The organism is Kribbella qitaiheensis, assembly GCF_042657745.1.
In the GTDB taxonomy this organism is placed as follows: domain Bacteria; phylum Actinomycetota; class Actinomycetes; order Propionibacteriales; family Kribbellaceae; genus Kribbella; species Kribbella qitaiheensis.
Genome location: NZ_JBHSKE010000009.1, coordinates 1 through 20,265, shown reverse-complemented (window position 1 = coordinate 20,265; position 20,265 = coordinate 1). Strand labels below are relative to the sequence as shown.

General features: G+C 66.8%; 19 protein-coding genes and 10 tRNA genes. 7 read left to right on the top strand and 22 right to left on the bottom strand.

Annotated features, from left to right (window positions below; translation table 11 throughout):
• Positions 1 to 353: 353 nt before the first annotated feature.
• The 12 genes from ACFPJ1_RS10005 to ACFPJ1_RS09950 all read right to left on the bottom strand — a co-directional run bounded on the left by ACFPJ1_RS10005 (position 354) and on the right by ACFPJ1_RS09950 (position 3,676).
• A tRNA-Cys gene (locus ACFPJ1_RS10005) sits at positions 354 to 424 on the bottom strand.
• A gap of 5 nt (positions 425 to 429) precedes the next feature.
• A tRNA-Tyr gene (locus tag ACFPJ1_RS10000) sits at positions 430 to 512 on the bottom strand.
• 13 nt (positions 513 to 525) lie between these two features.
• Positions 526 to 615: transfer RNA gene (locus ACFPJ1_RS09995), tRNA-Ser, on the bottom strand.
• A gap of 113 nt (positions 616 to 728) precedes the next feature.
• Positions 729 to 1,922, bottom strand: coding sequence for an RtcB family protein (locus tag ACFPJ1_RS09990; RefSeq protein WP_380103175.1), 1,194 nt, complete (start codon positions 1,920 to 1,922; stop codon positions 729 to 731).
• A gap of 28 nt (positions 1,923 to 1,950) precedes the next feature.
• Positions 1,951 to 2,042, bottom strand: a tRNA-Ser gene (locus ACFPJ1_RS09985).
• Between the two features lie 219 nt (positions 2,043 to 2,261).
• Complete coding sequence (locus tag ACFPJ1_RS09980; RefSeq protein WP_132191862.1) at positions 2,262 to 2,708, bottom strand: HNH endonuclease; 447 nt, start codon at positions 2,706 to 2,708, stop codon at positions 2,262 to 2,264.
• 60 nt (positions 2,709 to 2,768) lie between these two features.
• A tRNA-Leu gene (locus tag ACFPJ1_RS09975) sits at positions 2,769 to 2,842 on the bottom strand.
• Positions 2,843 to 2,891: 49 nt separating this feature from the next.
• Positions 2,892 to 2,968 (bottom strand) — tRNA-His (locus ACFPJ1_RS09970).
• Between the two features lie 2 nt (positions 2,969 to 2,970).
• Positions 2,971 to 3,044, bottom strand: a tRNA-Arg gene (locus tag ACFPJ1_RS09965).
• A 174-nt stretch (positions 3,045 to 3,218) separates the two neighbouring features.
• A tRNA-Pro gene (locus tag ACFPJ1_RS09960) sits at positions 3,219 to 3,294 on the bottom strand.
• A gap of 93 nt (positions 3,295 to 3,387) precedes the next feature.
• A tRNA-Trp gene (locus tag ACFPJ1_RS09955) sits at positions 3,388 to 3,456 on the bottom strand.
• Positions 3,457 to 3,532: 76 nt separating this feature from the next.
• Positions 3,533 to 3,676, bottom strand: a complete 144-nt coding sequence (locus ACFPJ1_RS09950) for a hypothetical protein (RefSeq protein WP_158292939.1) — start codon at positions 3,674 to 3,676, stop codon at positions 3,533 to 3,535.
• Positions 3,677 to 3,857: 181 nt separating this feature from the next.
• Between ACFPJ1_RS09950 and ACFPJ1_RS09945 the strand changes: the two genes are divergently transcribed.
• The gene (locus ACFPJ1_RS09945) at positions 3,858 to 4,118 is read left to right on the top strand and encodes a hypothetical protein (protein WP_380103174.1); all 261 of its coding nucleotides are present in this window, start codon (positions 3,858 to 3,860) and stop codon (positions 4,116 to 4,118) included.
• A 276-nt stretch (positions 4,119 to 4,394) separates the two neighbouring features.
• A tRNA-Thr gene (locus tag ACFPJ1_RS09940) sits at positions 4,395 to 4,470 on the top strand.
• Positions 4,471 to 4,515: 45 nt separating this feature from the next.
• Here the strand turns inward: ACFPJ1_RS09940 and ACFPJ1_RS09935 are convergent.
• Positions 4,516 to 4,707, bottom strand: coding sequence for a tyrosine-type recombinase/integrase (locus ACFPJ1_RS09935; protein ID WP_380103429.1), 192 nt, complete (start codon positions 4,705 to 4,707; stop codon positions 4,516 to 4,518).
• Positions 4,708 to 4,735: 28 nt separating this feature from the next.
• Between ACFPJ1_RS09935 and ACFPJ1_RS09930 the strand changes: the two genes are divergently transcribed.
• Together ACFPJ1_RS09930 and ACFPJ1_RS09925 are read left to right on the top strand one after the other, a co-directional pair.
• Positions 4,736 to 4,957, top strand: a complete 222-nt coding sequence (locus tag ACFPJ1_RS09930) for a hypothetical protein (RefSeq protein ID WP_380103173.1) — start codon at positions 4,736 to 4,738, stop codon at positions 4,955 to 4,957.
• A 338-nt stretch (positions 4,958 to 5,295) separates the two neighbouring features.
• Positions 5,296 to 6,453, top strand: coding sequence for a GAF domain-containing sensor histidine kinase (locus ACFPJ1_RS09925; RefSeq protein WP_380103172.1), 1,158 nt, complete (start codon positions 5,296 to 5,298; stop codon positions 6,451 to 6,453).
• A gap of 307 nt (positions 6,454 to 6,760) precedes the next feature.
• Here the strand turns inward: ACFPJ1_RS09925 and ACFPJ1_RS09920 are convergent, their stop codons facing one another.
• From ACFPJ1_RS09920 to ACFPJ1_RS09910, 3 genes are all read right to left on the bottom strand, one after another.
• Positions 6,761 to 7,684, bottom strand: a complete 924-nt coding sequence (locus ACFPJ1_RS09920; protein WP_380103171.1) for an alpha/beta fold hydrolase — start codon at positions 7,682 to 7,684, stop codon at positions 6,761 to 6,763.
• Positions 7,685 to 8,660: 976 nt separating this feature from the next.
• Positions 8,661 to 9,716 (bottom strand): alpha/beta fold hydrolase, encoded by a 1,056-nt coding sequence (locus ACFPJ1_RS09915; RefSeq protein WP_380103170.1) that lies wholly within the window; start codon positions 9,714 to 9,716, stop codon positions 8,661 to 8,663.
• A 409-nt stretch (positions 9,717 to 10,125) separates the two neighbouring features.
• Positions 10,126 to 11,592 carry an MFS transporter gene (locus ACFPJ1_RS09910; RefSeq protein WP_380103169.1) on the bottom strand — a complete coding sequence of 489 codons (1,467 nt, stop codon included), beginning with the start codon at positions 11,590 to 11,592 and terminating at the stop codon, positions 10,126 to 10,128.
• A gap of 86 nt (positions 11,593 to 11,678) precedes the next feature.
• Between ACFPJ1_RS09910 and ACFPJ1_RS09905 the strand changes: the two genes are divergently transcribed.
• Positions 11,679 to 12,194 carry a MarR family winged helix-turn-helix transcriptional regulator gene (locus ACFPJ1_RS09905; RefSeq protein WP_380103168.1) on the top strand — a complete coding sequence of 172 codons (516 nt, stop codon included), beginning with the start codon at positions 11,679 to 11,681 and terminating at the stop codon, positions 12,192 to 12,194.
• A 730-nt stretch (positions 12,195 to 12,924) separates the two neighbouring features.
• On the opposite strand, the gene ACFPJ1_RS09900 is transcribed toward ACFPJ1_RS09905, so the two are convergent.
• The 3 genes from ACFPJ1_RS09900 to ACFPJ1_RS09890 all read right to left on the bottom strand — a co-directional run bounded on the left by ACFPJ1_RS09900 (position 12,925) and on the right by ACFPJ1_RS09890 (position 16,168).
• The gene (locus tag ACFPJ1_RS09900; RefSeq protein WP_380103167.1) at positions 12,925 to 14,529 is read right to left on the bottom strand and encodes an FAD-dependent oxidoreductase; all 1,605 of its coding nucleotides are present in this window, start codon (positions 14,527 to 14,529) and stop codon (positions 12,925 to 12,927) included.
• Between the two features lie 319 nt (positions 14,530 to 14,848).
• Entirely contained in the window at positions 14,849 to 15,463 is a 615-nt protein-coding gene (locus ACFPJ1_RS09895; protein WP_380103165.1) for a TetR/AcrR family transcriptional regulator, read from the bottom strand.
• Positions 15,464 to 16,168, bottom strand: a complete 705-nt coding sequence (locus tag ACFPJ1_RS09890) for an SDR family oxidoreductase (protein WP_380103164.1) — start codon at positions 16,166 to 16,168, stop codon at positions 15,464 to 15,466.
• Between the two features lie 115 nt (positions 16,169 to 16,283).
• Between ACFPJ1_RS09890 and ACFPJ1_RS09885 the strand changes: the two genes are divergently transcribed.
• Positions 16,284 to 16,898: a CGNR zinc finger domain-containing protein gene (locus ACFPJ1_RS09885; RefSeq protein WP_380103163.1), complete on the top strand. Its 615-nt coding sequence runs from the start codon at positions 16,284 to 16,286 to the stop codon at positions 16,896 to 16,898.
• Between the two features lie 141 nt (positions 16,899 to 17,039).
• Here ACFPJ1_RS09885 and ACFPJ1_RS09880 read toward each other — a convergent pair whose 3' ends face one another.
• The 3 genes from ACFPJ1_RS09880 to ACFPJ1_RS09870 all read right to left on the bottom strand — a co-directional run bounded on the left by ACFPJ1_RS09880 (position 17,040) and on the right by ACFPJ1_RS09870 (position 19,227).
• Entirely contained in the window at positions 17,040 to 17,621 is a 582-nt protein-coding gene (locus tag ACFPJ1_RS09880; RefSeq protein WP_380103162.1) for a TetR/AcrR family transcriptional regulator, read from the bottom strand.
• 97 nt (positions 17,622 to 17,718) lie between these two features.
• A complete protein-coding gene (locus tag ACFPJ1_RS09875; RefSeq protein WP_380103161.1) occupies positions 17,719 to 18,234 on the bottom strand; it encodes a cupin domain-containing protein in 516 nt (171 codons plus the stop codon).
• A gap of 150 nt (positions 18,235 to 18,384) precedes the next feature.
• Positions 18,385 to 19,227 (bottom strand): alpha/beta fold hydrolase, encoded by an 843-nt coding sequence (locus tag ACFPJ1_RS09870; protein ID WP_380103160.1) that lies wholly within the window; start codon positions 19,225 to 19,227, stop codon positions 18,385 to 18,387.
• A 127-nt stretch (positions 19,228 to 19,354) separates the two neighbouring features.
• Here ACFPJ1_RS09870 and ACFPJ1_RS09865 point away from each other — a divergent pair, with 127 nt between their 5' ends.
• Positions 19,355 to 19,783: a TetR/AcrR family transcriptional regulator gene (locus tag ACFPJ1_RS09865; RefSeq protein WP_380103158.1), complete on the top strand. Its 429-nt coding sequence runs from the start codon at positions 19,355 to 19,357 to the stop codon at positions 19,781 to 19,783.
• Positions 19,784 to 20,265 lie beyond the last annotated feature (482 nt).

The following is a 20,265-nucleotide window of genomic DNA, read 5'->3' as shown; positions in this document are numbered from 1 at the left end:
GTCGTTGTCTCCCTGCCTGGAGTCGAACCAGGGACCCAGCCTTCGGAGGGCCAGGCGTGCATCCGTCACCAAGGAGTTCGCGGTACGCCGGCCGCGCGGGCCGGCGTACCGAGGGCTTTACTCCTCGACGGAGACCACACGGACCCAGTCGGAGCAGTCGCCTTCACACCACACGTGATCGCCAGAGTGGGCGATCCGATCGCGCTGGACATGCCCACAGGCAAGCTGCACACGGCGCAAGGCGTGACCTTGCTGGACCGGAGCACCGGTCCTACCGCCAGGAATCTTCCCACGCTTGTTTCTGAGATCGGCCATAGCCGGTCCTCCTTCCCAACTGATTGTTGATTGATACGAAGCGGAACTCGGATTCGAACCGAGGTAACCGGGGCTGCAACCCGGCGCCTGACCACTCAGCCACACCGCCTTGTGTGCAGGAGACAGGATTCGAACCTGCTCAGCGCGAAGCAACGGGGCTACAACCCGCCCCACCTCTCCCACGGTGGCGCTCCTGCTCGCTGTCCTACGCGGTGAGGGCGAGATTCGAACTCGCGAACCGGCCCGAAGCCGATCGACGGTTTAGCAAACCGCTGCCCCTGCCATCAGGCGGACCTCACCCGACCCGGCCGCCGTGCCCCCACGGCGGCCGGGTTCTCCATGTCACCGGCGATTCCGGTGACCAGTCGATCGGTCCGTCGTGTCCCCTGAGCACGACGGACCGCAGTACGGTTTCAGCCCTTGACGCAGATGACCTGCTTCAGGTGGGCGACTACCTCGACCAGGTCGGACTGGGCGGCGATGACGGACTCGATGTCCTTGTACGCAGCCGGCAGTTCGTCCAGCACACCGGCGTCCTTGCGCGACTCGACGCCGGCCGTCTGGGCGATCAGGTCGTCGACCGTGTAGCGGCGCTTCGCCTCGTTGCGGCTCATCCGCCGGCCTGCCCCGTGCGAGGCCGAGTAGAAGGACTGCTCCGAACCGAGACCGCGGACGACGTACGACCCGGTCCCCATGGAGCCCGGGATCAGACCGAGATCGCCCTTGCCCGCCCGGATCGCGCCCTTGCGGGTGACGAGCAGGTCGAGGTCGTCGATCGTCTCCTCCGCCACGTAGTTGTGGTGGCACGAGATCGGCTGCTCGAAGGTGATGTCCTGGACGAACGACTCCCGGACCGCCTGCATCACCAGGGCGAGCATCACCGCGCGGTTCCGCGAGGCGTACTCCTGCGCCCAGGTGAGGTCCCGCCGGTACGCCTCCATCTCCGGCGTACCGGTCAGGAACACGGCGAGGTCGCGGTCCGGCAGGTCGGCGTTGTGCGGCAGCGCCTTGGCGATCCGCATGTGCCGCTCGGCCAGTTCCTTGCCGATGTTGCGCGAACCCGAGTGCAGCATCAGCCAGACCCGGTCCTCGTCGTCCAGACAGACCTCGATGAAGTGGTTGCCGCCACCCAGCGAGCCCAGCTGCTGCTGGGCCTTCTTCTCCCGGTCCTGCACCCCGTCGTGCAGACTCGAGAACGAACCCCAGAAGCGGTCCCAGCCCCGGTCGAGCCCGAGCTTGCGAACGCTGACCGGGTACGCGTGCGCCCGGAAACCGACCGGTACTGCGGCCTCGATGCGCGAGCGGATCCCCGACAGGTCGTCCGGGAGGTCCGCCGCGGTCAGCGAGGTGAGCACGCCCTCCATGCCACAGCCGATGTCGACCCCGACGGCTGCCGGCGAAACGGCCTGGTACATCGCGATCACCGAGCCGACCGTCGCGCCCTTGCCCAGGTGTACATCCGGCATCACCCGCACACCGTGGACCCACGGCAGCGCCGCGATGTTCCGCAGTTGCTGCAGCGCCTGCGCCCCGACCTCATGCTCCTGAGCCCACATCAGAGTGGAGCTCTTGGCCCCACTCAGCGGGACCGGGTACTGAACGTTCATCTCCCCACTCCTCTGTCTGGTTCGTGTGCGGCAGAGCAGGGTCTTGAACCCTGACGCCCGTTGAGGGACAGACCGTTTTCGAGACGGCTGCCGGTAGGCCGAAACTCGGCTTACTCTGCCCGGCTGGCGTGGAGATCCCGGGTGTCGAACCCGGTAAAGCGACCTTGCAAGGGTCACCCGCGTGCCGACGCGATCCCCGCACGGCGTAGTCAGGAACTCTTTACGCTGTACAGAGCTGCCAGGGCAGGGCTCGAACCTGCGGGACCTCGGGTCAGAACCGAGGGTGGGACACCGACGCCCACCTGGCACCGCTCTGACGCGGCACCGGTGGGCGGCGCGTCAGAGTGCTAGCTCCGCACGGGAAGGGATCCACGGTTGCCACAACAGCGGCATCCCGGCTTCCTCGGGCGTGCGGCAGCCCTTCTTCTCGTTGCAGGACGCGTGTGCCGCGACAGCGTTCAGCCACTCACCACGCCCGCCCCGGGACCGGGGTACGACGTGGTCCATCGTGGTGGCGCCCGCCTGACCGCAGTACGCGCAACGGAACTTGTCGCGCTTGAGGACGCCTGCCCGGGTGTACTGGAGCCGGCCGGACGCGTACCGCCACTTCGTCACGACGTACCGGACCAGTCGCAGCACACGGGGGAGGGGGAACGGGCCGATGCTGGCGCCGTCATGCGCCTCCTCGACCACGGCGACCTCCCGGACGAGCATCCGGATGGCGTGCTGGATCGACACGACGTGGAGCTGCTCATATGAGGCGTTGAGCACTATGACACCGCTCATGCTTGGTTCCTCCTCTCATCCAGTGTGCCCGACAGTTACTCGCGGGGTCAGGTATCTCGGTGCGGCTCCAGGGACTCGAACCCTGAACCTCCTGGTCCTAAGCCAGGCGCCTCTTCCAATTGGGCCAGAGCCGCTCAGCCCGTACTGCGGCCCGCCGGTGCGGCGGCTTCGCAGTACAGGTGCTGGGGTGTCCGGCGGGGCTCGAACCCGCTTCCTCCGGGTCCACATCCCGGCGCATCGCCCGCTTCTGCTTCGGACACAGCACGCCCGGCAGGACTCGAACCTGCAACCTCCTGCTTCGTAGGCAGGTGCTCTCTCCAGTTGAGCCACGGGCGTTCACCGCACCCTGCGCCGGATGGACAGCGGATTTCCGGCGCAGGGTGCGTCTGTCGACCGGCGTCGGGCGGGCGCGGGGCGAGCCGCCGGTACCGATCAGGTTGGTCCGGCCTGAGTCGGCCGGCGCCGTTTGGGGCGCCCGCTCGGCCGGTAGCTGAGCATGCTGCGGGCGCCTGGTCGAGCTGGGGAGACTCGAACTCCCGATGACCTCAACCCAAATGAGGTGGCCTAGCCGCTGGCCTACAGCTCGCTCTCCCCGATGCCTTCAGCCGGCATCGGGGAATTGCAATGGCATATCCAGTTGTCAATTGATCAATTCGCCGCTCGTAAGCGTCGACAAAAGCATCGGTGGAGGGAATCGAACCCTCGCGGCGCGGGTTTGGAATCCGGCCTGCTTCCACAGCTCACCGACGATGACAGGCAAAAAGAAAGAGCCGCCTCGGTCGGGGTTTCCCGACTCAGGCGGCTCCTGATGATCCTTGTGGAGATCACACAGGCGGACCGCCGTGACTCGGGCTCGGGCTCGCGTCGGGGCGCTGGGTGTAGAGGTATTCGTGCAGGGATCGCAGACACACCGGCATGGCGACGCGCTCGAGGCGCCACGCCCTGGTGAGGTTCTGCTTGCCGAACACGGTGGTCTCCTTGATCTGTTGTCCTTGCGGGCATTAGTTTCACCCGCAACCGTTGCCTGAGTCAATGCATTTCTCGGACTTCTTATTCCCGGGTATTTCTTCCGGGGTCGGACGGCCGGTACGACGCGCCTGCCGCCGCGGTGGTTCCGGGATTGTCGGTGAGGTCTGTTGTGATGGAGCGATGACTGTTCTGGTTCTCGGTTGCACCGGCTCGACCGGCGTCGAGCGGCTGGTCCTGCTTTCCACCATGCACCCCGAAGAGATCGGCGACGAACGCCTGCTGGCCGCCGAACGCACGGTCCGCGACTCCGGTACTGGGTGGACCGTCGTCCGCGCGCACTGGTTCAACCAGAACTTCGACGAGGGCTTCTTCCGCCCGGCGATCCTGGCCGGCGAACTCGTCGTACCGCTCGCAGACAGCCGCCAACCCCGGCGCCACTGACCCAGAAATCGCCTACTTCACCGACCAACTGAAACTAGGCGACGCCACCCCCACCCCCGCAGGTCAGGACGTCACCGGGCGCTCACCCACCCCCTTCACCGACTACGCCACCACGGCCGCCGCCACAGGCGCCTGGGACGACCAACCTCCGAACTAGCCTCAAGCCCACGGACGCCTCCGGCTGAGCGGCTCCAAGGCCGCGGACTCCGACCGGAGTATCCGATTCGGAATCCTCCCGCCGTCCCGCTACACTCTTGCATCGGCCCTAGGGCCACCGCCGCCTTAGCTCAGTCGGCAGAGCGTCTCACTCGTAATGAGAAGGTCGTCGGTTCGATTCCGACAGGCGGCTCCACAAGAACCCCCAGGTCAGAGGCCAGTTTCCTTGCCCGGGGGTTTGTCATTCCCGCCTCAAGTTCCCTCCGTGCCCCGTGGTGCCCCAGATCTTCTGTGCGGCGTCCCAGAGGTTCTGGTCGATCAGGTGCCCATAGAGGTCCATCGTCATGGCCGCTGAGGCGTGCCCCAAGACCCTCTGAACGACCTTCGGGTCAGCTCCCGATCCGAACCAGGCCGATGCGGCAGTGTGGCGCAGCTCGTGGACCCGCAGAGCCGGGACACCGATGGCCTTGATAGCAGCCGACCAGCGCGCCTTCCGCCACGTCCGAACGCTCGACCTCAGCGACTACCCGTCCGGCGCTCTGTTCCAGCGGCATGCCATCGATCGGCGTCAGATCCAGCCCGACTCGGTCATCACCGAATTGACGCACGATCTGCCAACCCCGAGCCAGCCAGAGACCTCAGCTCGCCGGGCACGCAGCACGCTCGTCCTGTCCATCGCCTGACCCACTCCCGCCGATGCTGTGGTCCGCCAGTAGATCCGCGACCCCTGTCGGCCAACTGATCCGCGACGGGCTAGATACCTGGCGACCGCCGAGCCACGGATCTGCCGATGAGCGCTCGTTCTTGCGCGCGCTTGTGGGAGTCGGTGATGCCTGCTGAACTGTGCTTGTGGAGGCCGGGACGGGTCGGCGAACAGCAGGTGAACCGCGTTGGGCCGGGCACGACGGCGGCACTCTGCCGGTTCTCGCCGACTTGCCGCGGATGACGCCGCGACGCTTGCGGGAGCCGGCGGTGGCGCTTTTGCGTGTGGCGTGCGGTCGCGAGGGGATGGCGAGCGCGGTTGAGCGGTGAACAGTTGCGCGTGCTGGCCGAGGAGCAGGCGGCGTTGCGGCGGGTCGCGACGCTGGTGGCGCGCGGGGTGCCGCCGGAGGAGTTGTTCGCGGCCGTTGTCGAGGAGACCGGTAGGCTGTTTTCGGTCGAATACGTAGCCATGGGTCGCTATGAGCCCGATGGCACGTTGACCATCGTGGCCGGCTCGGCCCGGGCAGGCGACAGCTTCCCCGTCGGCAGCGCGTGGGGCCTTGGCGGGAAGAACCTCGGCACGCTCGTTTTCGAGACCGGCCGTCCGGCCCGGCTCAGCCTTGCCGATGTCTCCGGCCCGATTGGTACAGTCCGGCCGGAGGGGATCGGCTCAGGCGTCGGGGCGCCGGTCATCGTCGAGGGGCGCCTCTGGGGTCTGCTGATTGCGGGTGGGACGCCGGAGCAGCCGCTGCCGGCGGACATCGAGGCGCGCCTGGCCAACTTCACCGAGCTGATGGCGACCGCGATCGCGAACGCGCAGAACCGCGCCGAGCTGATGGCCTCGCGGGCGCGGATCGTCGCCACCGCCGATCAGACGCGTAGGCGGATCGAGCGCGATCTGCACGACGGCATTCAACAGCAGCTCGTCTCGCTCGGCCTGGAGCTGCGCACGGCGCAGGCGACGGTGCCCCCGCAGTTCGGCGAGCTCGAAGGTGCGTTGGCGCGCGTCGCCGACGGGCTCAGCAGCGTGTTCGACGAGTTGCGCGAGATCTCCCACGGCATTCACCCCGCGATCCTGTCCGAGGGCGGGTTGAAGCCGGCACTCGAAGCGCTACGGCGCCGTTCGCCGGTACCGGTCGAGCTCGACCTGCACACCGACCGACGGCTGGCAGAGCCAGTCGAGGTCGCCGCGTACTACGTGGTGTCAGAAGCGTTGACCAACGCCGCCAAACACGCGCACGCATCCGTCGTGCAGGTCGAAGTCGACACCCAGGACGCGACCTTGCAACTGGCGATCCGCGACGACGGCATCGGCGGAGCCGACCTCGGCCAGGGGTCCGGACTGCTCGGGCTCAGCGATCGAATCGAAGCGCTCGGCGGCACTCTGCAGGTCACCAGCCCCGCCGGCAACGGCACCACGGTGCTGGTCAAGATCCCACTCGAAGGCCCGGCCAGCATAGTGTCGCCCGAGCCGTAACGCCGGTTCCATCACCCACCACGCAACGCAGTTCGACGATGGCGCCTCGCTCCGCGCGGGGCTGGCCGGCACACCTCACGGAAGGCGGAGGCCCGCCGCCTTCTGAAACTGTCTCTAAGCACGCAATGGCTGCTTCGACCACCATCGCCAACATGTAGCCGCCGCGATGTGCTCGTGCCTAGATGAGTGCGTTGATCACACCGCCGGAACGCGAGCCCTCGCGGCGGCACGCATCTCGTCCTCGACTGAAAGTCGACAGTTCGGCGAGGTGCGGAGGGTCTGGTGTTGGCGAACTCCCTGACACGCTCTACCCGACGCGCGCGTGATCGATGAACGCGGTCAACGCGTCCACAGTTGCGTCGGGCTGCTCGTCGGGAATGAAGTGCCCGGCTTCCGGGATGACGACGCCGGTCACGTTCTCTGCCCAGGGGCTGATGGAGGCGGCCATGTCGTGCATCGAGCCGTGGGAGCTGGAGATTCCGAGGACCGGGATGGTCAAGTGCCCTCGGGCGAGAGCGTCCTGGTTGTTGCGCGCTGATTCCGCGGCGTCGCGGAAGTAGGCGAGAGACGCTCGGAGCCCTCCCTCGGCTGCGATAGAGGCGGCGTAGTAGTCGATATCGGCGCTGTCGAACGTGTTCGGGGACAGTGTCTTCACCCTCAAGAACCAGCCCACGTAGTCACGCTCGCGGCCGGTGATCAGCGTCTCGGGCAGTTCGGGCACCAGGTGGAATGCCAAGTGGAAGGTCTTCCAGGCCAGTTCGGGATCCGTTGGGATGGCGTCCGGGAGGCTGATTCCGGGAATGCCGGCGTCGAGCAGGGCGACGCCGTGCAGGCGGTCTTGATACCTCACGGCGAGCGAGAAGGCGACGTTGGCCCCGATGTCGTGGCCGACGAGCCAGTACTTCGGCACGTTGAGCGCGGTCAGCGCGGCCTGGACGCGCGATGCGACCGTGTGAGTGTCGTAGCCCCCTTGGGGACGATCGGAGTTGCCCTGTCCCGGCAGGTCGATCGCGATCACGTGGAAGCGCTCGGCAAGGCGCGGCATCGCTTTGTGCCAAGCCCACCAGGTCTGCGGGAATCCGGCGAGCAGCACGACGGTGGGGCTGCTCGAGCGACCGCTTTCCACGGCGTGAAGCCGGATACCTTCCGCGTCGACCCAGCGATGGGCGAAGCCCGCGAGGTCGTGCAGCGGCGGCCCGGGGACGCGGTTCTGGTCGGGAGAGTCGGTCATCCCTCGAATCTACAAAGACTCGCTCTACCTGCGCTGCCTGGACCGCTACACCGTCCGGTATGGAGACAGGTACGAACAGGCGCTTTCCTCCGGGGCGTTTCGGGGAACCGCTGCGGGCGATACAGGCGTTTTTCGAGGTCACCCTCCAAAGCATCGCCGACCCCGACGTGCCGGACGGATGTCTGGTCGCTCAGACCGCGATGGTGACGCCAGTACTCAGCCCGCTATCGCCACGCGTGCGATCGAAGCCGTGGGCTTCAGCGTGCGCGGCTGCGGACCGCCTTGAACACCGCGAAGTTCGCCGAGAACTACGCCACTCACATCACGGCAGTCAACCAGTCGCTGGCCGTGATGAGCAGGGCCGGGGCGAGCCAGAAGCAGCTCCGCACGATCGTCGACATCAGCATGAGCGCGCTCTCGCAGGCTTGCACAGCCGGGGCTAGAGCCTGTCTCTTGGACCGTTCTCAGCGGCACACCCGGGTCAACGATCAAATGAACTGAAACGTGCGCCCTACTAGGCGTGTTCGACATGCGTGGTATCACTCGTGGCACAAAATCGCGGATACTCATGGGGAATTTCGCGTGTGGTGCGGGCGGCCGTGTGAACAAGACCGCTGGTTGCGAGCCGGTGCGACGACGAAGTTCCTCCTCGTAATGAGAAGGTCGTCGGTTCGATTCCGACCGACGGCTCAACGTCTGGCCAGTCAGCTGGTCTCAAAGGACTCTCGGGCCGCAAGGCGTATCCCAGAAGGGATGACGGCCACCCTTGACCCCGGGCGAAGGGTCGCCGTCGAGCTCGACGAGCTGCGGAGCGGCCGTCACGCGTGGACTGTACGAAAACGGCCAGCCGTCAGGCCCGGGTGACCACTGCAGTCCGTGCGGCCGGGGTGAAGTCCATGTCGTTCCAGGGCGCATTCAGCCGTGGTTCCCGACGGGCGGCTGCCGTTCGTCGCTGCGGCAGCCGCCCGAGCGCGGGTTATCGCAGGAACTGCAGGAGGATGCTGGTGAGTTCCGCGGGGTGTTCTTGGTAGAGCCAGTGCCCGGAGTTCGGGATGACCATCCCGGTCACGTTGGTGGCGTACTTGCGGACCCAGGTGGCCTCACGGGTGCCCAGGTTGGCCGAGGCGCCGATGGCGAGGACCGGCATCTTGAGCTTGGTTTTCTGGTAGATGGCGTTGTCCTTGACGTCTTGCGGCAGGGTGGCGAACCATTCGATGCTTGCCCGCAGGTGTCCGGGTTGCGCGAGGGCGTGGGCGTAGATGGCCATGTCGCATGCGGTGACGGCGCCTTTGACCACCTCGCTCGTCGGGATGAAGTCGGTCACCCACTGCTTCTCGCGGCCGGTCATCAAGTCCTCGGCCAGGCCGTTTTTCTCGGCGAACAGGCCGAACCACCACAGTCCGGGGCCGTTGGGAGTCAGCGAGGGGAATGTGTAGATGGTCGGGTCCGGGATCGGGGCTTCGCTGAGCACGAGTTTCGCGACGTCATTGGGGTGGGCGGCGGTGTAGGGATAGGCGACCGTGGTGCCGATGTCGTGGGCGACGATTCTGATGTTGCGGCTGAGGCCGAGCTTGACCATGAGCGCGTGGATGTCGTCGGCCATGGCCTTCTTTGTATAGGCGGCGGCGGGCGCGGGGGCGTCGCTCAGCCCGGCGCCGGGCAGGTCGGGCGCGACGACGGTGTAGTGGCGGGCGAGCGCGGGCAGGATGTGGTTCCACGTGTACCAGGTCTGTGGGTAGCCGTGCAGCAGGAGCAGGGTGGGCCCGTGGCCGCCGCGCACGTAGTTGATGCCGATGCCGTTGACGTTGGCTTTGCTTTCGATGAAGCCTGCCGGGGGCGATGGGTTGAGTTGGCAGGCGGGCTGGGCCGTAGGGGCGGCGCCGCCCGGGGTGGATTGGGCGTGGGCGGATCTGGTGTGGGCGGACGCTCCTGGTCCGGCCGTGATGAGCAGCCCGGCGATGCCGGCGACCGCCGCGATGACGATGGCGGGTGTGCGCACGCTTATCGGGTGTGCGGTGCGGGTGAGTTTCATTGTCCTGCCTTTCCGTGTTTGTGCCAGGTGCGGTTTGCATAGCTGGTTAGGGACAGTTGCGACGTTAGGAATGCGGGGGCTTCCCCTCGCTTGGGGCAGATGACTGGCGCGGCGCCATCCGTCGGGTGGTCTGCCACGGGCGGATCTCCTGTCCTGACTGTGTTCCTTACGGTGACGGTTCCGGCACCGTCCTGGACATTTCCGTGCCACTCGCCGCGGCCGTTTCGTGCGGTCATCTCGTCCTCTCTTTCTCGCTCTCGCTTCTTTCTCGCTCTCGTTCTCGCCCATGCACCCCTCATCGGAGGGCCATGTAGCTGCCTGTACAGCGCAGGAATCCTTCTCTTTGGCATCTCGTGGGCAATTGGCGTCAAAGGCAGGACTGCGAGCAGTGCCGTGAATGATTCGGTGCTCAGCTTGTGGTGTTGCGTCCCAGCCGCACCGTCATTGCGCAGACGATGGCGGCGATGAGCAGCAGTACGCCGTTGACGTTCAGCGCGGTGTGCAGGGCGGAGGACATGCTGGCGCCGCCCGCGATCCGGCTGGTGAGGATCACGCCGAGGACGGCGGGACCGAGGACGGCGCCGTACTGGCGCAGGGCGGTGTTGGCGGCTGCGGCCATGCCGGCGAGGCGATGCGGGACGGCGTTGATCGCGGCGACCGCGACGGCGCTGAGCATGAATGCGTCGGCGACGCCGAGGATGGCGAGCCTCCACGCGGCAGCCCCGATCGAGGTGTCGGCTTGCATCCCGGTCAGCACGAACATCGCCACTGAGCCGAGCGCGAGCCCGACGGCGAGGAGCGCGAGCGGTGGCCAGCGGGTCAACAGCCGTCCGACAAGCGGGTTCGCCACGGCAGTGACGCCGTTGATGAACAGCAGTCGCACCCCGATGGCAAGCGGTGAGAGGTGTTGCCCGGCACCGAAGAACAGGCTGAGCAGGAAGATCGTTCCGACGAGCGCGAACAATGCGATCACGGCCGAGAAGCCGGCGGCGCTGAAGGCGGGCGACCGGAACAGGGACAGGTTCAACAGGGGTGAGTTGGAGCGTGCCTCGACAGCCAGGAACGCGGCAAACGCGGCGGCGCCCCCGGCCAGTCCGATAACGGCCCGAGCCGAGCTCCAACCGGACTGGCCGCCCTCGATCACACCGAAGACGCTGGCGGCGATCGCGATCGTCGCGGTGATCTGGCCGGGCCAGTCCAGGTGGCGGCCGTCCGGCGCCTTCGATTCCGCTAGGCGCAGTGCGGCGAGGACACCGGCGACCAGGGCGAGCCCCGCGTTGGGTACGAAGACCCAGCCCCATCCGGCGTACCGGAGGATGGTCCCTGACAGCAGTGGTCCGACGGCGATGCCGAGCACGAGCCCGGTCGCCCACAGCGCGACGTAGCGCGCCCGGGCCCGCAGATCGGGTACCGCGTGGGCGATCAGCGCGAGCGTGGTCGGCAGCAGCAGACCGGCGCCGGCGCCAGTGACGGCCTGACCGGTCCACAGCAGATGAAGTGCGGACATGCCGCTCAGCGTGCCGGCGACCGCGGCGATCACCGTGCCGAGCACGGTCAGCGCCATGCCGATGAGATAGACGCGGCGGCGGCCATGAAGATCCCCGAAGACACCAGCCGAAAGAATCATCGCCGCCATCGGAAGGATGTAGCTGTCACTGACCCATTGGAGGTCAGCCGTCGATGCGCCGGTCGAGGCGCCGATCGTGGTCAGCGAATCGCTGACCGCCGTGATCGGCACATACGTCACGAACACCCCCAAAACGGCCAGCGTGATGGTCAACGCGACGGTCCGCGTGCTGGGAGCGCGAGCCTCTCCGCCGTGCCGCTGCGAGTGGGCGGGGGCGATTCGTCCCGCTCTACTTGCGTTCGTCGCCATAGTTGGTTCCCTTCGCCTTCATTATCTGAACGTGAAGATAAATTTATCACAGCGTTGAGATTCTTCAAGCTGCTATATTTGTGGGCATGGCCACAGCAAGCACTCGACGCGATCGGGTCGACTCGATGCTGGCGTTCCTCGCCACGCTTGAGCCTGAGCGTGATGCCTCCGCGAAGGCGATCGCCTGGCGACTACGGCGGGCCGCCCGCAAGTTGGACACCGAGGTACGCCGTCGGCTAGCCCCACTCGGCATGGAGCTATGGGAGCTGGAGATCCTCAGCGGACTGCGCCGCGCGGGCGGCACGCTGACCGTCGGCGAACTGCTGGACGTGGCCCAGCTAACCTCCGGCGCGATCACTAACCGCGTCGGACGCCTCGAGCGCAACGGCTACGTCCGACGCGACGTCGACCCCGCTGACCGCCGCCAGGTTCTCGTGACGCTCACCCCCAGTGGCCTCGAACGCCAGCAACAAGCGGTCGAGGCCAACGACGCCGCGGAACAGGAAGTCTTCTCCGCCATCGACCCCGCACTGCAGCAGCGGCTGTCCGGCGACCTGCGTGAACTGCTACTCGCCATCGAAGGACCAGACCCCCACGCCTGAAGCCCACAGGAGCGTCAGGGCCTGACAGCGGGGCTGGCGGCGGTCGTCTATCGCTTGGTCGCGACTGGCACCCGCGAATGGGGTTCGCTTGTCCGCGTGGTGAGGCGACCACCGACGCGAAGCCGCCACGGGCCGACGCCCGGCGTAACCGGGCACGGCTGCTCAGCAGCCCGGCGCGCCTCGTGAGCAGGTGCCCGCGGATGTCCGGTCAAGGGTTCTGGCCCTGACCCGTACGACACCGCCAACCGAGACACATGTTTGTCGCACTGGTCCAGCCGGACGATGGCGGGCTTTGTGACCCGGATCGACAAGATACCGGTCTCGCATCGTTGGGTGGCGAACTTGTGGCGTGAGCACGGCCTAAACCGCACGGGCAGAGCACCTTCAACTGGACCCGCCGGGCGGGGCGGTCGTGTTGAGCCTGGACGAGAAACCCAGGTCCAGGCGTTGGATCGCACCCATCCGTTACTACCGGTCGAGTTCGACGCAACCGAGCAACGTACCCACGACTACGTGCGTCACGGCGCCACCAACCTGTTCGCCGCTCTCAACCTCAGCACCGGTGAAGTAATCGGCGACTGCGGGCCACGCCGTAACGGGCCTGCGTTTCTGGCCTACCTGAAGAAGGCGTCGCTCCACACGCCGGCCGTGAGATCCATGTGGTGTTGGACAACCTGTCCACCCACAGCGTCGTTCCGGTGCAGCCGTGGGGGGGAAGATGCCCGGAGCTTCAACGGTTGGCCTGTTCCGTGGGGAGGAATTGGCTGAGGTACCGGAAGATCTCGGCTTCGTCCGGGTCGGCGGCACGCATGCCTACGTATCCGTCCGGTCGGATGATGAGCAGGGTGTCGCCGTTGATGCTGTAGTCCTGGTGGGTGTGGCCCTCGTTGTCGGTGAAGTGGGTCATGTCAGGTTCGGTAGTGGGTGATGCGGCCGGGAGGAGCGGGAACGACTTCAGGTGGTCGTGGAAGTGTTCGGCGAGAGCATCCGCGACCTTGGAGCTGCGTGGCCCGAAGGCGAGTGCACTCGTGTGGGGCCCGCGGAGCAGGTCGAAGAGTCGAATTGCACTCCCGTCCGGCCCTTGCAGCAGTGAGTCGGGCGCGCGGTCGCCTGCCTGAACCATCGTCTGCTCGCCTCGGCGAGAGCCGTTGAGCTCACTGACGGGGTAGTGCACCTTGAGCTGCAGGGTGTCGGAGCCCTGTCGGTCACCTGGTGCGACTCCCTTGATGCGTCCGGCGATGAGCTTGGAGGAGAGGTTCAGGACGTCGGCGGCGATCGGGAGTCGCTCCTGCTCGTAGGTGTCGAGCAACCCGGCGGGTGCGCCGCGAAGGACGTGCGCGATTTTCCAGCCGAGGTTGTAGGCATCCTGGATTCCGGTATTCATGCCCAGTCCACCTGCCGGCGAGTGGACATGGGCGGAATCGCCGGCCAGGAACACCCGTCCTGTGCGGTATCGGTCCACCATCCGCACGTTGAAGCGCCAGATGGACTGCCATTCGACGCGGCGTACGCGGATGTCGGTGCGCCCGCTGCGTTCCTGGACCAGGGCCTGGATCTGGGCGAGCGGCAGCTCGCCCGCAGTGTCAGGTGCCACGCCGACCTGGAGCTGGAAGGTGTCGGTAGCCGCCAGCGGGCACAGTGCCAGCAGTTTTCCGTCGGCGCTGGGCCACCAGTGCCAGAAGTCACGGTCGAGGCCGCTCACCTCGACATCGGCGGTCAGCATTCGGACTGTCTCGTCGGTCTCCCCCAGAAACCCGATCTCCAGCAGCTTGCGTACGGTGCTGGACGCCCCGTCACAACCGATGGCATAAGAGAACGAGTCGCTCTCGGACCCGCTCGCGGTTTGCAGGGAGGCGTGCACGCCGTCGCTGTCCTGCTTCAGGCCGGCCAGTTCCGACCCGTACTCGACCGTCACACCCAGCTCGCCCAGCCTCTCGCGGAGAATCTCCTCCACGCGCCACTGGGGAATCAGTACGGTGCGCGGGTACGGGGTTGACGCTGTGGGTTCCGGCGCGTCGGGGACCACGTCACTCGTTCCCAGGACCGCCCGACCCCGGTACTTTCGGATGGCCAGCCGAGAACGGCTCATGGCCACAATGCGACCAGCAACCCCCAGGTCGTCGAAGACCTCGATGCTGCGAGGTTGCAGCCCCTTCCCCCGAGAGCCCGAGGAAGGGCCCCCAGATTTGTCAACAAGACGGACGTCTACACCTCGGCGCGCCAGCTCGACAGCGGCGACCAGCCCGACCGGGCCAGCCCCCACGACGAGCACCCGCCCTCCAGAACTCGGCCTGCGCGCACCCGCCAGGCCACCATTGACCTCACGCAGAGTCATTGGCCAACCTTTCTATAAGAGATAAATACGAAAAGGAACCTATTCTCAACTTCCTGCATGGAAGCGTCTGACCTGCCACGAAGGCCCATCGCGGCGGGCAGACAAGCACAGCGCGCGGTCGGCGCGGGTGAGTCAAGCAGCTCCGGGGAGAAGGCCACGGCGGTCTGCGGCGTCCAGGCGATTTCCGCTGCCCTTGTCGAAGTCGTTCCAGAGCGGCACACGACAGAGACGTACCAGTGATGACCAGCAGGGGATCGCCCCCGGTCTTGCTGTAGACGTGGTGGTCATGGGCAAGGTCGTTGTCCAGCTTGGCCAGCATTCAGTGTCCTTGGTGTGGATCGGAATCCGATGGTTTGCGGCCGCAACGCGCGTTCCGGTGGGCCAAGACGGCGGCTGCTGCGTGACGGGCCACCGCTGCGACCGAGGGGTCGCGGTCCGCACGCGCTGCCACGCCGGCGGCGTCATACAGCAGGTGCAGTTCGCGTCCGGCCGCCTCGTGATCCGGGACGTCGGCCTCGGCGGCCAGTTCGGTGAGCAGAGCGCGAGCCCAAGCGCGGTAGTCGGCGTGGGCACGCTCCACGAGACTTCCGCGCGCCGCTTCCGCGCTGGCGGCGAGGAAGGGACAGCCGTTGTAGTCCGGTGCGGCGAAGAAGTCGCCCTGGACATCGGAGACCCCGAGCAGTCGCTCGCGGGGGGTGTCGAAGCGGGCCAGCCCCTGGGCGATGGACACCTCGATGGAGGTCCGGCGTGCCTCGAGGTAGGCGAGGACGAGCGCTTCCTTGCTGCCGAAGACCAGGTAGAGGGACTTCTTGGAGGTGCGGGCTCGCTTGGCGATGCGGTCGACGCCGACTGTCTGCACGCCTTCGCTGTAGAAGAGTTCGTCAGCAGCTGCCAGCAGGCGCTCTCGCGCCCGTGTCCCACTCGTGCTGTCCATTCAGCGGGAGACGCTGAGGGCTTCGACCGGGCCGGACAGCGCTGCCTTGAAGTGATCGCTGGAGTCGTCGGCGATCAGTTCGGAGGCCCCCTCCTGCAGGGCTGCGACGATGTCTGCGGCTACTGCGCGCGGGTCGTTCTTGGCGCCGTCGATGTGGCTGACCAGGTCGGTGTCGGTCAGGGAGAGTTGGACGCCGAGTACCTGGGTGCCCTGCGCGGCCAGTTCGGCCCGCGGCGTGTTGGTGATCGAGATCAGGGCGGCCTTCGCGGCGCCGTAGGTGCCGGAGCCGGGGAATCCGGCGATCCACGCGGTGACCGAGTGCAGGTTGACCAGCGCGCCGCCGCCGTTGGCCGCCAGCACTGGTGCCAAGGCCTTCGCTACGCGCACTGGTCCAAAGGCCACGATTCCGAAGACGCGCTCGACCTCCTGCTGGTCGTCCCGCAGGAGGGGGCCGAAGGTCATGATGCCGGCGTTGTTGACGACGATGCTGACGTCACCGGCGGTCCGCGCGAGATCGGCGGCGGCGTTCGGGTCGGCCAGCTCGAACGCGAGCGGAACGATCCTCGGGTCGGTCTCCGGTTCCGGCGTACGCGAGGTGACGTACACCTTCGCGGCCCCCGCCCGCAGCAGCTCCTGCGTGATCTGCCGGCCGAGCCCTCGCTGTCCGCCGGTGACCAGGACGGTCGCTCCGCTGACGGTTGTCATCTCGTACTCCGTTCGACGCTGAGAAACGCCCAAATCTTGTGCGACTGAAGCGTAAGGCGGTTTGTCTCTGTCAAGCGTGCTCGCTTCGATGACCGAAGTCAAGTAGACTTTGCCTATGTCATGGATCGCGACCGCGAGATTCGAGGCCCGCACCGCTCCGGACGGGCTGGCGCTGGTGCAGGATCTGGTCAACACGCACGCCATCGAGCGCGACGGAGCTGACCTGCTGGCTGGCCGCGCGTCTGCACAGCAGTGGCTGCAGGAGGCCACTCGTCAGTGGGCTGGCGACCGCGGGCTGGATCCTCCCGACTCGACCCTGCCCGAGAAGGACCTGGAGGCGCTGCGCGAGCTTCGGGCGGGTGTTCAGGAGATGCTCGCGATCTCACCGGACCAGCGGCCCGCGGACCCGGATGGCACACCGTCCACGGTCACCCAGCGCGCCCAGGTCAACCTGGTCACCGACGAGCTCCGGCGGGTCGCCATGGTCCCGGTCGGTACAGGTGCCGGCTGGCTCGCCTCAGCCATCTGGTCGGAGATCCTGCTGGCCCAGCGCGTCGGCACCTGGTCCCGGCTCAAGCTGTGCCGTGAGCCCGGGTGCCGGTCCGCCTTCTACGATGCCTCCCGCAACGGCAGCGGCGTCTGGCACAACGTCCGCAGTTGCGGCAACATCGCGAACCTGCGCGCCTCCCGCATCCGCAAGAAAACACACACCACCAGCCGACCACACTGACAACAGCGCGGGGCCAGAGTCGCAGTCGCTACTCTGACCGTCCCACCCGCCAGGCCGCAGTGACGGCGCTTGTGCCACACCGGCTCCGGGGCTCGCTCACCGTAGGGCAGATCGCGGGGCACCGCTCAAGTTCGAAGCCCGTCAGGGTTCGTCCGGGATCGACTGCAGGGCTGTTGTGAGGACGGCGTCGAGTATGGCCTGGGCCTGGTCGCCTGAGGGGAGGGCTCGCGCGATCGTGACGGCGCCCACGATCGAGGCGACGAGTGTCCAGGCCAGCTGCTCCTGTTCCTCCTGGGTGCCGGGCATGGCGGGGGCCAGGGTGGCGATCACATCGACCATCCGGCGCCGGTACGCCTCACGGACGGAGTCGCCTGCCCGTGCCACGTCCGCGCTCAGTGACGGCATCACGCAGCCGTGCCCGGGGTCCTCGCGGTGCAGGTCACTGAGGTAGACGCGGAGCACCTCGCCGAGCAGGCGTCGTCGTTCGGCCGGCTCCTTGTCGGCGAGGCCGGCGAACTCGATGCCCAGTTGTGAGGCCACGACCTCCTCGAGGACGGCTTCCTTGTTGGCGAAGTTGGAGTAGAGGGCGCCAGAGGTGACCTGGGCCGATGCGGCCAGTCCGTCGACCCCGACGCCGTGGAAGCCGTTCTCCTTGAGCGTACGGCCCGCCTCCCGCACGATCGCGGCCTTGGCCTGCGCTCTGTGCTCCTTCGAGTACCTCATCCCGGCCTCCTTTCAGATCTCCGGGCTCGCCGGCCACTTTAGGGTAGCGCTCGTTATATAACGAGCGCTACCCTAGGCGTCGACCACGGGCGCCTCGCTACTGCGGCGGCAGAACGGTGTCGTTCTTCGCGAGCAACTCGAGCATGCGCTCGTCAATGCGCTCGGGTCCCCAGGGCAGTACCTGGACGCCGGGCTGTGGCTCGTCGCCGCCCTCCACGAACATTGCCTCCGCGCCACCGGGCGTGTAGATGAACACGAGCGTGGCGGGCCGGATGCCCGGGTTGTGGAAGCGGTGGACGTTGCCGCGCGGCAGGAACACCACGTCACCGGTCGACGCGGTGAAGGTCTTGTCACCGCTCAGGAACTCCAACTCGCCGTGGGCCACGTAGAACGTCTCGTCGGTCCGCTCGTGGATGTGCGGCGGCGGCCCGCCGCCTGGCGGCACCATTGCCTCGATCAGACCGAGCTGGCCACCGGTCTGCTCACCGGAGAGCATGACCGCGTAGAGGTCTCCGTTGAACCACGTCGTCGCCCCGTCCTTGTTCGGGACGTAGACACCGCCCTTCTTCGCGTACTCCAGGTCAGCGCTGCCCTCCGGCACGTTGAAGGTCATCTCAAATCCAATCAATCGTTGATGCGTCGCCGGGTTGCAGTACCGTCGACGCGCTCGGAAAGGGGGGAATCACCCGCCGACCCTGCTCCTGCCGGACAGCTCGCGTTTCCGAAGCCAGGTTGGAGAGGGTCGCGGATGACTTCCGGGTGTTCAGTGGCGCAGGAATCCCAACGTCTGCTGCACGAAGAGGTCGTGGTGCTGGAAGATGCCGCCGTGCCCGGAATCGGGGTAGATGCTCAGCTGGGCGTTAGGTAGCAGCTGTGCCAGCTCGAAGGAGTTGATCGTCGGCAGCATGATGTCCTCGTCGCCGTTCACGACCAGGGCGGGCTGCGTGACGGTCGCCAGGCCGGCGGGTGACGTGCCCTGCTCCCACTTGGCGAGCGCGATGAGTTGGGCGCCGATTGACTCGTTCGTCACTGGCGTATCCCGGTCTTGCAGGGTGCGTCCGTCGAGGCGGCCCAGAAAGGCGTCCGCAGCTGCCTGACTGGTCGGCGTAGGCGAGAAGAACAGGAAGTGCTTGGGGTGCTTCCCCTGGGCCGACGCCTGCTGAATGGCGTTTTGGAGCACGGCTCCGGCGCTCGCCCCTCCCTTGCCGCCGGCGGGGCCAGTGCCGGCCAGAATGAGGCGCCGGACGAGGTCCGGGCGCTGCTGGGCGACCACCTGGGCGACCATGCCACCCAGGGAGAAGCCCACCAGGTCGACTGTGCCCAGCCCGAGGGCTTCCAGGAACGCGACGGTGTCGTCGGCCATGGCCTCGACGCTGTCGGGGGTCTTGCCTCCGGATCCGCCGACGCCACGGTTGTCGAAGACGATGACATGCCGCTCGGAGGCGACGCCATCGATCACTGCGGGGTCCCAGTCGTCCAGCACGGCCGTCAGGTGGTGCAGGAATACGACCGGGACACCGCCTTTGGTGCCCACCTGCCGATAGGCGAAGGGGATTCCGCCGATGTCTACCGTCGTGGTCAGCGTGTCCTTGTAGCTCACTGTCATTTCCTTCACTCTCCGAACTCGCGCCGCTTCGGGGCGGCATGCCCAGCATCGTTGGATAACGATCGCTATATAACGAACGCTATCCTATGCGAGTGGCGTACACCAGCCGGGGGGCGAAAGGTCACATATGCGGTACACCAAGGAGCACAGAGTCAAGGCGAAGCAGGCGATCCTGCGTAGCGCCTCACGAGTCCTGAAGCGGGACGGCTTCAACGGCGTCGGCGGTCTTGCCGCGTCGGCGAATTTCACCTCCGGCGGGTTCTGCTCGAACTTCGCCACCAAGAAGGCGCTGCTGGAGGAAGTGATCAGCGCGGAACTGGGAGCGATGTTCGCCGGCATCGCCGACGCCGACTCGTCGGATCGCGGTCAGCGTCTTCGGGAACTGATCGCGAACCGAGGCCTCGGATTGGGCCTACTTGATCCGAGCGAGGACCCGGACGACGTGATAACTCGGGTCGCTGGTCATCTGAGCCGGGCGGACTTCCTCATCCGAAGTGCTGTCACATCACTAGACGAGGCGTGTACGGAGATCACGGAGCGGCAGCCGTTCCCGTGAGCAGGCGGTCCGCCGAGCTTGTGCCCCACTGCAAGCCGTGGTGCTGTTCGTGGTGCGAAATCCTCGGCGCCGAGGAGGAAATTCGCGTGTGGTGCGGCGAGAGCAGTACGCAAATCCGCTGGTATAGGCTCAATCACACGCTGTCGTTCCTTCTCGTACTGAGGAGGTCGTCGGTTCGGTTCCGACAGTCGGCTCCACCTCGCCCGGCTGCGGGCCGGACTCAACACGCGGGGCGAGACAGCGTTTGGCTGGCGTGAAGCGCTTGCCTAGGGCAACACTGGCAGGGTGGGCGAGCTGACACCCGACCTGCTCGGGCCTCATTGGCCATCCTGCGAGGCTAGTCCCAAAGCCGGTTAGTTAGGCGGGTTGGGGTGCTGTCAAGGGCGTGTTGAACATGGAGCAGCGGAGCTCCTTGGGTAGACAGGTTTGTCCTCGCGAGACAACCAGCTACCAGAGGGGCTCCGCTGTCTGATCAGTCTGTC